Origin of the sequence: Parahoeflea olei (genome assembly GCF_001703635.1) — a bacterium.
GTDB classification, from domain to species: domain Bacteria; phylum Pseudomonadota; class Alphaproteobacteria; order Rhizobiales; family Rhizobiaceae; genus Hoeflea; species Hoeflea olei.
In genome coordinates, this window is sequence record NZ_LQZT01000049.1 from 42562 (window position 1) to 55399 (window position 12838).

Annotated in this window: 9 protein-coding genes; 7 read left to right on the forward strand and 2 right to left on the reverse strand. The window is 67.0% G+C overall.

The genetic code is table 11. The annotated features are described in order from the left end of the window. Window positions 1-90: 90 nt before the first annotated feature. Entirely contained in the window at window positions 91-978 is an 888-nt protein-coding gene (locus AWJ14_RS20065; RefSeq protein ID WP_066183740.1) for an SDR family oxidoreductase, read from the reverse strand. Between the two features lie 185 nt (window positions 979-1163). Here AWJ14_RS20065 and AWJ14_RS20070 point away from each other — a divergent pair, with 185 nt between their 5' ends. From AWJ14_RS20070 to AWJ14_RS20100, 7 genes are all read left to right on the forward strand, one after another. Continuing rightward, window positions 1164-1544 (forward strand): winged helix-turn-helix transcriptional regulator, encoded by a 381-nt coding sequence (locus tag AWJ14_RS20070; RefSeq protein WP_245304400.1) that lies wholly within the window; start codon window positions 1164-1166, stop codon window positions 1542-1544. Between the two features lie 97 nt (window positions 1545-1641). After that, entirely contained in the window at window positions 1642-2130 is a 489-nt protein-coding gene (locus AWJ14_RS20075; RefSeq protein ID WP_139112716.1) for a hypothetical protein, read from the forward strand. Between the two features lie 703 nt (window positions 2131-2833). Then, window positions 2834-7624: an autotransporter domain-containing protein gene (locus tag AWJ14_RS22050; RefSeq protein WP_083220393.1), complete on the forward strand. Its 4791-nt coding sequence runs from the start codon at window positions 2834-2836 to the stop codon at window positions 7622-7624. 235 nt (window positions 7625-7859) lie between these two features. After that, window positions 7860-8549, forward strand: a complete 690-nt coding sequence (locus AWJ14_RS20085; RefSeq protein WP_139112718.1) for a TetR/AcrR family transcriptional regulator C-terminal domain-containing protein — start codon at window positions 7860-7862, stop codon at window positions 8547-8549. 74 nt (window positions 8550-8623) lie between these two features. Then, window positions 8624-9643: a ketol-acid reductoisomerase gene (gene ilvC, locus AWJ14_RS20090; RefSeq protein WP_066183749.1), complete on the forward strand. Its 1020-nt coding sequence runs from the start codon at window positions 8624-8626 to the stop codon at window positions 9641-9643. Between the two features lie 336 nt (window positions 9644-9979). Further along, on the forward strand, window positions 9980-10282 hold the full coding sequence (locus AWJ14_RS20095) for a hypothetical protein (RefSeq protein ID WP_066183752.1): 303 nt from the start codon (window positions 9980-9982) through the stop codon (window positions 10280-10282). A gap of 369 nt (window positions 10283-10651) precedes the next feature. Next, window positions 10652-11863, forward strand: a complete 1212-nt coding sequence (locus AWJ14_RS20100) for an acyltransferase family protein (RefSeq protein ID WP_066183754.1) — start codon at window positions 10652-10654, stop codon at window positions 11861-11863. 111 nt (window positions 11864-11974) lie between these two features. On the opposite strand, the gene AWJ14_RS20105 is transcribed toward AWJ14_RS20100, so the two are convergent. Further along, window positions 11975-12838: LysR family transcriptional regulator (locus AWJ14_RS20105; RefSeq protein ID WP_210183573.1), on the reverse strand; the 864-nt coding region annotated here is incomplete at its 5' end.

Here is a 12838-nt window from a genome sequence, read left to right on the forward strand (position 1 = left end):
TGCACTCCGGCCGCCCCTTGCCTGTGCGTGCAGGCAAAGGCGGCCGGAACTGCGCGCGGGGGGCGGGACCCCGGCAGGGACGGAAGTGGCCTAGCCGATCAGCGCTTTCCGGTTGGCATCGAGGAACTCCATCAACTGCGTCGACTCGACCCCGGACAGCGTGACGGCGTCGTCGGTCACGATCGCGAAATGGCCCGCGCGGGCATTGGCGTCGAAGGAGACGAAGGTCGGGATATAGGCCGCGGGAACGCCGGCGGCCGCCATGCCCTCGGCCAGTTGCGCGTCGGTGAGATGAACCACCTCGAGCGGCTTGCCGGCCGCTTCCGAGGCGAGCGCGGCGATCTCGTCGGTGGTGAAGGCGGCGGGTCCGGTGAGCGTGTAGGTCACGTTGTCAGCGACCGGCGCGGCAAGGCCGGCCGCGATCGCCCGGGCGATGTCGTCGCGGGCGATATGGGCGTTCCTGCCGGTGCCTGCGGAGCTGTACCAGTGGCCCGAGGCGAACGCCTGCGGCAGCGCCATCAACAGGTTTTCCATGTACCAGCCGTTGCGGAAGATGGTGTAGGCGAGGCCGGAGGCCTTGATCGCCTCTTCGGTCTTCAGGTGGTCGGGGGCGAAGCTGACCTTGCTCTCGGCGGGATTGGGCATCGAGGTGTAGAAGAGCCGGCCGACGCCCGCGGCCTTGGCCGCCGCCACCGCCACCAGGTGCTGGCGCGCGCGGGTGCCTTCGGCGTCGAGCGCATCGGTGGAAATGATGAGCAGCCGGTCGATGCCGGCAAAGCCGGTTTCGAGCGAGGCGGCATCGTCGAAATCGATCCGCCGCGTCTCGACACCCTTTCGGGCAAGCTCTTCGAGCTTTGCGGGATCGCGGCTGCCGGCCACGAGGTCGGAGGCGGCGACGCCGTTGTCGGCCAGGAGATGGTGCAGGATTTTGGCGCCGAGATGGCCCGAAGCGCCGGTGACGAGGATTTTGCCGGTCATGTCTGTGTCCTTTCGGTGGAGGCGAGCCTGTGGCCGCATCCGAATTGGATGTTACTCTCGGATTGAGAGTTGCATGACATAGTGTATTCTGGCATCTGCCGTAAGAAGGCAGTTTCGTTGCCGATAGGCACCTGAAAGGAACCACCATGGACGCACGCATATCCTTTGCCGACCGCCTGAAGACGATGCAGGGCGACCAGCCTCTGGACGCCTGTCCGGTGCGCCAGGTGATGCAGGGGATCTTCGGCAAATGGAGCACGCTGCTGTTGCAGGCGCTCGGCGAACGGCCCTACCGGTTCGGCGAACTCAGGCGGCTGGTGCCCGACATCTCCCAACGCATGCTGACCCAGACCCTGCGCGATCTCGAGCGCGACGGCTATGTCTATCGCAAGGTGCTGCCCAGCAAGCCGCCCCGCGTCGAATACGGCCTGACCGCGCTCGGCGCTTCGATGCTCGGCCCGCTCACCGATCTGGTGGTCTGGGCGTCGGACAATTTCGCCGCGGTCGATGCCGCGCGCCGGCGTTTCGATGCGGACGAAGCCGCAGGCGCATCCGGCTCCGGCTGAGCCCCGGGGCAGGGCCGGTTCAAACCGACGCAGCGTCGGCTGCTTGAAATTCAGGCAGCGCTCGGCCACAAGCGACGTCGGATTGAATGAGGACGTCATGAGTCGGACCCCCACCGCCATCCTCCTGCTGCCGCTTCTGCTGCTGGCAGGCTGTGTCTCCGAACCGTCAGCCCCTCCGCCGCCACGCAAGCCGGTCATCGACCTCGATGCGGTGCTGCCGCCGCGAACGCTGCTGCGCAAGGACACCATCGAGGCGCTCGAGCACGACCGCAACGCGAGTCGTCTCGCCTATGTCGGCGTCTGGGCCAGCGATGGCGACAGATGCGCGATGATGGACCAGACCGCATTCAAGGGCTATGCGGTGATCACGCCGGGGGCCATGCGCCGCTCGACCGGCAGCTGCAGCTTCGAGCCCGGCACGCCGGGCGAAACCGCGCAGCACCTGGAAGCCTCCTGCAAGAGCGGCAAGCAGAGCGTCAACCGCACCCTGGTGATCCAGATGCTCGACAGCCAGACCCTCTATCTCGGCACCCCGGACGACCAGCCGGGCGAAAAAATGGTCCGCTGCCGGCTGCTCAGTCAGTAGCTTTCAACAAGCAGCTCCGCATCCCTTGCAGCACGCGTAACGGCGGCGCGCTTTTCCCTTTAGGTACTCCAAACCAGACATTGGAAGCCGCTATATCCCCTAAACGGGGTATTGCGGAGAAGTATTGATTCGTGCTCACGGATCACATTAAGTCAGTGTCGGCTGCCGAATCGGTTTTTGATGGGCACATGTCGCTTAAGTTCTGTTTGGATGTATTTGTGCTTTTGAGGGTGTTGAATTGATTGGGAAAACGGACGCGAAGATCACTTCGGCCAGCAAGCTTGGACATGGGAACGAGAGCACCGGGACGCGTCGAAGAAACGGTCACGCGAGACATATTCTCTCGATTCTGCGCGCGGGGCTCCTCGGCGGCGTCGCCCTCGTGACGCTTGCGGGTGTTCCGGCTCTGGCCGACGGTGGCGCCGGCGGCGCGTCGGGGGACGGGGCCAATCCAGGCGGCGCGGGTGGCGCGAGCCAGACGACGGGCGCCGGTGGGAATGGCGGTAATGGCTCCAGCCCCGGCACAACCGGCAGCAGTGGAGGTGGCGGCGGCGGAGCCGGTGAGACCCAGGGAACCGGTGGACGCGGCCAGGCGTGGGGCGGCGGTTCCGGAACGGGTCTGAATGGCGACAACGCGATGGGAGTAGGCGGCGGCGGCGGCGGCGGTGCTCACGGCTATCGTGGAAACAGCATTACGGGGTCTTTGACAGGCGGAAACGGCGGCAACGGCGGCGCAGGGAACTCCTCCAACGATGCGAGCGGCGGCGGCGGCGGCGGGGCCGGCGGTTATGGTGCTGTCTATCTGGGCAGCAGCCTGACGCTCGACTCCGCGTTCACCATCAAGGGCGGAAACGGCGGACGGGGCGGCAACGGCGCCATCGGCGCCATTAGCGACGGCGGCGGCGGCGGTGGCGGCGATGGCGGCATCGGTCTCCACATGCTGAACCCGGTTTCCGGGGCCACGATCGCGGGAACCGTCGTGGGCGGCAACGGCGGCCTCGGTGGCAATGGTACGTCCTCGAGCGCAGCCGGCGACGGTGGCGACGGTGGCGTGGGTCTCTTGTTCGATTCGACAGCGGTCGTCACGATTTCCGGCAGCGTCCGCGGCGGAGACGGCGCCAATGCCGGCACGCAGAGCGTCGGTGGATCGGCAGGCACGAACGGTGCGGGCGGCGTCGGCATTATCGGTGAGGGGCTGAGTGTCACGATCGAGACGGGCGGGACTGTCTCCGGAGGCCTTGACGGCGGCAGCGGTACCCGCGCAAACGCGATCGAGTTCACGGGCGGCACCAACCGGCTGACAGTTTATTCCGCTCCCAACATTATTGGCAATGTCGTCGCGGGAGGTATGTTCGACACGTTCGAGATCGGTGGCACCACCAATGGCTCGTTCAATGTCTCGTTCGTTGGACCGGCCACGCAGTTCCGCGGCTTCGAGGCGTTCGAGAAGTCCGGCAACGGCACCTGGACGTTGAACGGAACGACGACAGAGAAGACGCCGTGGACGATCTTGGCTGGGACGCTGTCGATCTCCAACGGGGCGGTGCTGGGCGCGTCGTCCGGGACGCTGACCCTGAACGGCGGCACGCTGCGGGTCTCAAACTCGACGACCGTTTTAAACCCGATCTCGGTCGGCTCCGGCAACGGCGCCGTCAATGTTGCGGCCGCGATGTCCGTCTCGGCCCAGGGCGCGGTGTCGGGAACCGGAACGCTGACCAAATCCGGCGCGGGCCTCATGAGCCTCACCGCCGACAATTCGGCATTTGGCGGCAGCACCAACGTGTCGGGCGGCGTGCTCGAAGTCTACAGCGGGCTTGGCGGCAATATCGCGGTCGGTTCGGAGCTGCGGCTGATCCAGAATTCGGCCCGGACCTTCTCCGGCACGTTCTCCGGAACCGGGACGATCAGCAAGCAGGGGTCCGGGACCACAATGCTTTCTGGCGATTCGTCGGCCTTTGCCGGTTCGACGACGATCAGCAGCGGCGCGCTCACCGTCTCCGGCGCGCTCGGGGGCGACATTGATATCGCGACAGCGGGCACGCTGCGGCTCGACCAGGCGACGGATCGGACCTTCTCCGGCGCTCTGACCGGAGACGGGGTGCTCACCAAGCAGGGCTCCGCGACGACGACCCTTTCCGGGGATGCGTCCGGCTATACCGGCCCTGCGACCATCGCGAGCGGCACCCTGCGCGTCAGCAATGCGTTCGGCGGCAACGTCAATATCGGCGTGTTCGGGACATTCGAGCTGGACCAGTCGTCCGACCGGACATTCGGGGGGATGTTCGTCGGAACGGGTGCGCTGACCAAGACCGGATCCGGCGTCTCGATCCTGTCGGCAAACAGCGCCTTGTACAGCGGCACGACGACGATCTCGGGCGGCTCGCTTCTGGTCAACGGCACGCTCGGCGGCACATCCTCCTCGGTGCAGGTGGCGTCTGGCGGCACGCTGGGCGGCACCGGTATCCTGGGCGGTTCCGTGACTGTCCAGAGCGGCGGTACGCTGTCACCGGGCGCGAGCCCGGGCACGCTCACGGTGAATGGCGACCTCACTCTGTCTGCAGGATCGACCACCCGGTTCGAGCTCAACACCCCGAACGTGTCCGGCGGGGCCACCAACGATTTCGTTTCCGTGGGCGGCAATCTGGCGCTCGGCGGTACGCTCGAGGCGCAAGTCGCTTCGGCCGGCTTCTACAATCTCTTTGGCTATGCCGGCGCGTTGTCGGGAAGCTTCGGAACGGTGAACGTGACCGGAGTGCCCGGGACAACCGGCACGGTGATCACCGGCACCCCGGCTCAGGTCAATCTTGTGGTCGTGGGCTCTGGTCAGCAGATCCAGTTCTGGGACGGCGCCAACACGGCCGCCAATGCTGCCGTCGACGGCGGCACGGGCACGTGGGACGCGTCGGCCAACAACTGGACGTCGAGTGACGGGACGATGAACCTGCCCTGGCTGCGGTCTGTCGGCGTGTTTGCGGGAACCGCCGGCACGGTGACTGTGGCCGGCACGCAAGCCTTCGACACGCTCCAGTTCAAGACCGACGGCTATCAGCTTACCGGCGGGACGCTGTCGCTGTCGCCCGGGTCCGGCTCGGCCGGCACCGTCAATGTCGATGGCGGCGTGACGACGACCATCGCCTCCACCATCGCTGACGGCACGGCAACCCGGCTGTCCAAGCAGGGGTCGGGCACGCTGGTGCTCACCGGCGTCAACAGCTACACCGGCGGCACCACCATCGGGGCAGGAACGCTGCAGGTCGCCACGGACGCGGCGCTTGGCGCGGCCTCCGGCGGGCTTGCCCTCGACGGCGGCACGCTCTCGACGACGACGACATTCGATACGGCGCGCGCCATCACGCTCTCATCGGCCAGCGGCGGCTTTGCGCCTGCGGCCGGGACAACGCTGACGCTGTCCGGCACGGTTACCGGATCCGGGGCGCTCGGGGTGTCGGGCGCGGGCACGCTCACGCTCGCAGGCGCCACCAGCTACACCGGCGGCACCAATGTCTCCTCCGGCACCCTCGTCGGCGACACCGGCTCGATCCGGGGCGACATCGCCAATGCCGGCACGGTGGAGTTCGCCCAGAGCGCCGACGGCACCTTTGCCGGCGACATCGGCGGGCTTGGCGGCAGCGACGGGCAGATGGTCAAGTCCGGCGCCGGCACGCTCACGCTCACCGGCGCAAGCAGCCTGCGGTGGTCGATCGAGCAGGGCTCGGTCGTCTCCACCACGCAACTGTTCACCGGCGACGTGATGGTGGCGGCTGGCACCAACCTGACCTTCGACCAGGCCTTCGACGGCACCTATGGCGGTGTGGTCACGGGCGCGGGCGACATTCTCTACACCGGCGGCGGCCTGGTCCGGCTGACCGGCGACAATTCCGCCTATGCCGGTGAGACGACGGTGCAGGACTTCACCATGACGCTCGGCGGCACCACGCTGGGCGGCAATCTCGAGCTTGGCTCCGGCGGCCGGCTCGCCGGCAACGGCACGGTCGGCTCGACGCTTGTGAAGACCGGCGGCGCGATCGCGCCGGGCAACTCGCCCGGGACGATCAACGTGGCCGGCAATCTGGTGTTCCAGACCGGCTCGATCTACGAGGTGGAGACCGATCCCGGCAGTGCTGTGTCCGACCTGATCCAGGTGACGGGCACCGCGACGCTCGGCGGCCGGGTGATGCATGTCGGCCTCAACGGGACCTATGCGCCGAACTCCAGTTACACCATCCTGACCGCGGCCGGCGGCGTCTCCGGCACCTTCGAGGGGGTGTCCTCGGCACTGGCTTTCCTGGATCCGACGCTCGTGTACGGGGCGAATTCCGTGACCCTGCAACTCGTGCGCAACGACACCGCCTTCGCCGATCTGGCCCGGTCCGCAAACCAGCGCGCGGTGGCCGTTGAGCTGGAGAACCTCGGGGCTGGCAATGCCGTCTTTGACGCGGTGGCCGGCCTCGACCGGCTGTCGGCGCCGGCTGCCTTCGATGCGCTGTCGGGAGAAATCCACGCCAGTCTGAAGACCGGCCTGATCGCCGATTCCCGCTTTGTCCGCGATGCGGCGCTGGATCGGGCGCGGGCTGTCTCCAGGGGCGCCTGCCTGGCGCGGTCAGGCGGCGCGGGCGAGGGCGCGACGGCTGCGGAAGCATGCGGCTCCGGCGACGGCCTCGGCGCCTGGGTGCAAGGCTTCGGCGCGTTTGGGTCCTTCGACACCGCTGCGGCCGGTCTCGACACCCGCACCGGCGGCGTGATGGTCGGCGGCGACGCGGCCATCGGCGACACCGGTCTTGCCGGCCTTGTGGCGGGCTATCAGGCGTCCGGCTACCGGGTCGATGGGCTTGCCTCCAAGGCGGATGCGTCGAGCTTCTTCGTCGGCGTCTATGGTGGCGCCGCCCTTGGCAGCTTCAACCTGACCGGCGGCGCGGCCTATGCCTGGTCCGATGTCGACACCGCGCGCACGGCGGCGTTTGCGGGCTTTTCCGAGCGTCTGGGCGCCGCGACCCATGCCGGCACGGCGCAGGTCTTCGGCGAACTCGGCTACGAGTTCGATACCGGCCCCGCGGTCTTCGAACCCTTCGCTGGCCTGGCCCATATCTCGGTCTCGAGCGATGGCTACACGGAGACCGGCGGGGCTTCGGCGCTTTCGATCGCCTCCGGCACCACCGACATGACCTTCTCGACGCTGGGCATTCGCGCCTCGGCGCTGCTGCCGTTTGGCGATGCCGGCGCGGCAAGGCTGACCGGCATGGTCGGCTGGCGCCACGCCTATGGCTCGGCAACGCCGGGCGCGCTCAACGCCTTTGCCGGCGGGACGCCGTTCGCCGTGACCGGTGCATCGGTCGGCGAGGATGTGGCGCTGTTGAGCGCCGGGCTGAACTTCGATCTCGGCGCCCGTCCCGAAATGGGCCTGGAAAACACCGACTTCAGCATCTCCTATGACGGCCAGTTTGGCTCCGGCGTGGCCGAAAGCGCCTTCACTGCAAAGCTGAAGCTCAAGTTCTGATCCAAGGCCCCGGCCAGACACAAACGCGCGGCGGCAATCCCAAAAGATTGCCGCCGCGATTGCTTATCCGCGGCGGTGGCGTCCGCCTCGCGAAGAGCGGAGGACGGGTCGCGCGCCACCGTGCCTTCAGGTCGAAGCTTCAAGTCATGGGGTGTCGGCTTTCCGGCAAATACAATCCGGGGGAGGCCGCGGTGATCCCTTGACACTGTACCGTACGGTACGGTACATCACCGGCATGAGTTTGACCCTCGCATCCGAATTCGCTCCCAAGGCGACCGCTCGGCCCGCCGGTGGCGCCCCTGGCGCATCGGCGGGCGAGGAGTTGTCCGAGCGCCAGCAGGAAGTGCTCGATGCGGTGCTGAAGCTGATGGTGGCCGAGGGCGACGGGTTTTCGGTGGCCGCCGTGGCGCGCGCCGCGAGCTGCTCCAAGGAAACGCTCTACAAGTGGTTCGGCGACCGCGACGGGTTGCTCACCGCCACCGTGCGCTGGCAGGCCTCCAAGGTGAGGATGCCGAAACTGCCGCAGGAGCGGCTCACGCGGCAAAGCCTCGAAGCGGCGCTCACCGGCTTTGCCGAAAGCTGGCTCACGGTGATCACCAGCGATCTGTCGATCGCGCTCAACCGCGCCGCGGTCTCGCATGCGGGTTCGGGCAAGAGCCGGCTCGGCGAGATCGTGCTCACCAACGGCCCCTTTGCCATGAAGCGCCGGCTCGAGCCGCTGTTCGAGGCGGGCAGGGCGGCGGGGCTGCTCGGCTTCGACGACGCGGCTGAGGCCTTCCATGCCTTTTTCGGTCTGGTCGTCGCCGACCAGCAGATCCGGGCGCTGCTCGGCGACGCGAACCGCCCCGCAGCCGCCGACATCGCCGCCGTTTCCGCGAGAGCGGTCCACCAATTCCTCGGCCTGTACGGGCGGGGGGAGACCTGAAACCACTGCGGCGGCGGGGCCGACCCCGGCGCCGGACCGACACCAAAGACAACGCGAACCAACGGGAGTGTCTCATGCGCGTATATTATGATCGCGACGCCGATCTCAATCTCATCAAGTCGAAGAAGGTGGCCATCATCGGCTACGGGTCGCAGGGCCGCGCACATGCGCTCAACCTGAAGGATTCGGGCGCGACCAATGTCGCCGTGGCGCTGCGCGAAGGTTCGGCCACCGCCAAGAAGGCCGAAGCCGACGGCTTCAAGGTGATGAGCGTCGCCGAGGCGGCCGGCTGGGCCGACCTGATGATGATGGCAACCCCCGACGAGCTGCAGGCCGACATCTACAAGAACGAGATCGCCGGCAACATCCGCGACGGCGCGGCGATCGCCTTTGCCCACGGCCTCAACGTGCATTTCGGCCTGATCGAGCCGAAGTCGACGGTCGACGTCGTCATGATCGCGCCGAAGGGCCCCGGCCACACCGTGCGCGGCGAATACCAGAAGGGCGGCGGCGTGCCCTGCCTGATCGCCGTCCATCACGATGCCTCGGGCAACGCCCATGACCTCGCGCTGTCCTATGCCTGCGGCGTCGGCGGCGGCCGTTCGGGCATCATCGAAACCAACTTCCGCGAAGAGTGCGAAACCGACCTGTTCGGCGAACAGGTGGTTCTCTGCGGCGGTCTGGTGGAACTGATCCGCGCCGGTTTCGAAACCCTGGTCGAAGCCGGCTACGCGCCGGAAATGGCCTATTTCGAATGCCTGCACGAAGTGAAGCTGATCGTCGACCTGATCTATGAAGGCGGCATCGCCAACATGAACTACTCGATCTCGAACACCGCCGAATGGGGCGAATATGTCTCCGGTCCGCGCATCATCACCGCCGAGACCAAGGCCGAGATGAAGCGGGTGCTGAACGACATCCAGACCGGCAAGTTCACCTCCGACTGGATGCAGGAATACAAGGCCGGCGCCTCGCGCTTCAAGGGCATCCGCCGCATGAACGACCGTCACCAGATCGAGGAAGTGGGCGAGAAGCTGCGCGGCATGATGCCGTGGATCAAGTCGAACGCACTGGTCGACAAGTCGAAGAACTAAGGAGGGATGCCGCGCCCGCGGCGCGGTCCTCTCACGTCACGTCGAAGGCCGGGAGCGATCCCGGCCTTTTGCCGTGTGGGGGCTCGGCAAGCCTCGAGCGCCTGGGGCCGGGCACTCGGCCCGGAACCGCTGTCCGGTTTGCGCCAGCCGCCGCCCGGCCGTGTGGCCGCGGCATCGTCATGTCTTCTCGGCCTGAGGGCAGCGCGGGCAGAAAAAATCCGGCTCGCGCGATTTTTTTGCGGAACGATCCGTGGGGCTCGGTGTTGTAGGGCTGTAACCCACAGCAAAAGAAGGGCCGACGCCCAGCCGGGCCAAGGCCTTCCAGAGGAGACCCCCATGAAGAAGATTCTTGCAGCCACTGCCCTGACCCTGTGTTTCACCGCCGGCGCCTTTGCCGACACCAATGCCAGCAACGCCCGCGGCGAACTCGACGCCTACGCCAATGACCCGACCGTCTGGGACATGATGATGGATTCCGAAGGCAAGGACGTCGATGACGCCACCTTCCAGGCCAACTGGGACGGCGCGACCCCCGAGCAGCAGGCTGCCCTGAAGGACGCTTGCACCAAGGCCCAGGAAGCCAAGGCCAAGTTTTCCGACTCGGTCGCAAGCCGCTGCAAGACCGCGACCGGCAACTAAGTTTGCCCTGATCTGAGACCCCTTCAGATCAGCAGCGGCCAGCCGGCACCCACCCCCGACCCCCCAATGTCGGCTGGCCGCTTTTTCTGACCACCTCCAGGCAGCCAAAAGGCCCGCGTTCCCCCACGCGGGCTTTTCGGCATGCGGGGGCGCGGTCTCGGGGTGGCTGGCCCCCGTGTCCGGCACCGGCAGGGCAGGGGCGGTGCGCCGGTTTGCTCGGCCTGTCAGGCACTTGCGGGCGCGCGCCCGGCACGGGCTGCGGTCGAACGCTTCAAATGCCGCCCATTCGCGAAAGCGCTGCTTAACGTTCCTGTGCCATGGTTGGACATGCCTGAGGGCCAACCGGCAACGGGATCGAAGGAGACAGCGATGCGCATCGGCGACGGCGGCAGCCGGCAACGCCTGCATTATTGGGATTTCGCCCGGGCGCTGTTTCTGGTGCTGGGCATTCCGTTTCACGCGGCGGTGGCTTACTCGCTCACCCATGAATGGTCGGTGAGCTCACCCGACAAGAGCCAGGTTCTGACCTGGCTTGCCAATTTCCTGCACACCTTCCGCATGCCCGGCTTCTTCATGCTCGCGGGCATGTTCTCGGTCATGCTGCTCGAGCGCCGGGGCGTGCGCGCCTGGCTGCGGTCGCGGTTCCTGCGTCTCGGCCTGCCGCTGCTGTCGGCCACGCTTCTGATCCTGCCGTTCCAGATCGTGGTCAGTTCCATCTCGCTCGGCGTCACCGGTGCCGTTCCCTGGGCGGAGGTGCCGGTGCGCATGGGCCACAGCCTCACCCATTTCGGCGAGCCCTGGATTTCGCATCTGTGGTTCCTGTGGGCGCTGATCGCCTATTGCGTCGCGCTCGCGGTTGTCTATGCGGCTCTCGGCGGGCAGGGGCTGCGCCGGCGTGCGCAGGGGCTGGTGGCCTGGATCGGCGCCAACCGGTTGCTGTCGTTCTCGGCCTTTGCCGCCATCTGCCAGCTTTGCGCCCAGGCCCAGACGATGATCGTCTCCGCGAGCCCCTATTACGGCAATGCCGTGATCAACTACAATCTCTACGCCCCTTATTTCGCCTTCGGCGTGGTGCTGTTCTACAGCCGAACCCTGCACGACCTGCTGCTGAAGCCCGGTTTCGGCAGTCTCGCGGTGGGCGTTGCGCTGGTGACCGCCTCGCAACTGCCGCCGACCGGGCTTCTCACCCACACGCTTGCGGTGATGGCGGCGATCTTTGGCGCCTTGCTGATCGTCGGCTTCATTTCCAGCCAGGCGCGGCAGCATTTCAGCCATCCCGACGGACGGGTGCGCAAGCTGGTCGATGCCTCCTTCACGATCTACCTGTTCCACCATCCGGTGATCTTCGTGCTGGCGACGCTGTTCCTGCTGGTCGACCTGCCGCCGGTGATCGAATTTTCGGTGATCGCGCCGCTGGCGGGGCTGATCGCCTATGCGATCCATCTCGGGGTGCGCCGCAGCGCCATCCTCACGCTGATGTTCAACGGCGCGCTGCCGAAGCCCAAGCGCGCCGCGCCCGCCGAGGACGCGGGCCAGCCGCGCACCGCGCCGGCCGAGCGGATCTTCCCCGCGCGCGGTTGAGCGGGCGCCTCGCCACCCATGAGGCAGGCTTGCTTGCGCGGTGAGGAGCGGCTGCGCTCGCAAGCCCGTGGGGCAGTGCGAAACCGGCAGGCCGGGGCCCGGCAGGGGCGTTCAAAGCCCTTCGGAAAAGTCGCTCAGTTCCCGCATGATTTCGGCGAGCGCGCCCATGAAGGGGGAGGGATGATCGCGCCGGAAGCTCGCGACATAGGGGATTTCCGGGAGCAGGGGCTTGGTTTCGATCACCCGCAGCCGGCCGTCGTCGATCAGGTGCTTGAAGCACAGCCGCGGCAGGTGGCTGATGCCGAGCCCCGCCACCGTCATGCCGGCAACCGCCATCAGGCTGTCCGTGAACAGCACGCGTTCGAACACGAGCCGTTCGGACAAAAGCCACTTGTTGAGATGGGAGCCCGCCCCCGATCGCCCGCCCTGGAGCAGCAACGGGTAGGACACCAGTTCCTCGAGCGGCAGGACCCGCGCCTCGCCGGTCAGGCCCGGCTGTTCCATCCAACCGAAATCGACATTGGCGAGATGCACGGTCGTCACGCTCGAATCCATCGCCATTTCCGGACAGACGAGGATGTCGAGCAACCCGCTCTGCAGGCTCTCGTAGAGCGGCCGGCTGCTGCCGACCTCGGGCTCGACGACGATGCCGGGATAGTCGGCGCGGATCCGGAAGATCAGCTGCGGCAGCCAGGTCATGGCCGTCAGTTCCGTGACCCCGATCCGCACCCGGCGCTGCAGCCCGCTGCTGCCGCCGGATTTGATCATCGCCACATCCTCCTGCAGCCGCAGCATCTTGCGGGCGATTTCAAGCACTTCCTCGCCGCGCTGGGTGAGCTTGGAGCCGCGCTGGGATCGGTCGAACAGGGGGAAGCCGACGGTGGCCTCGAGCTCGGAAATGCGCTTGGAGATCGCCGACTGCGTTGTGCTGAGCCGTGCCGCGGCACGCTCGAAAGTGCCCAGTTGCGCGATCCA

Coding starts and splice junctions, on each gene's coding strand:
- AWJ14_RS20085 (WP_139112718.1), top strand. CDS start 7,860: ATGAGTTTGACCCTCGCATCCGAATTCGCTCCCAAGGCGACCGCTCGG.
- AWJ14_RS20065 (WP_066183740.1), bottom strand. CDS start 978: ATGACCGGCAAAATCCTCGTCACCGGCGCTTCGGGCCATCTCGGCGCC.
- AWJ14_RS20100 (WP_066183754.1), top strand. CDS start 10,652: ATGCGCATCGGCGACGGCGGCAGCCGGCAACGCCTGCATTATTGGGAT.
- ilvC (WP_066183749.1), top strand. CDS start 8,624: ATGCGCGTATATTATGATCGCGACGCCGATCTCAATCTCATCAAGTCG.
- AWJ14_RS20075 (WP_139112716.1), top strand. CDS start 1,642: ATGAGTCGGACCCCCACCGCCATCCTCCTGCTGCCGCTTCTGCTGCTG.
- AWJ14_RS20070 (WP_245304400.1), top strand. CDS start 1,164: ATGCAGGGCGACCAGCCTCTGGACGCCTGTCCGGTGCGCCAGGTGATG.
- AWJ14_RS20095 (WP_066183752.1), top strand. CDS start 9,980: ATGAAGAAGATTCTTGCAGCCACTGCCCTGACCCTGTGTTTCACCGCC.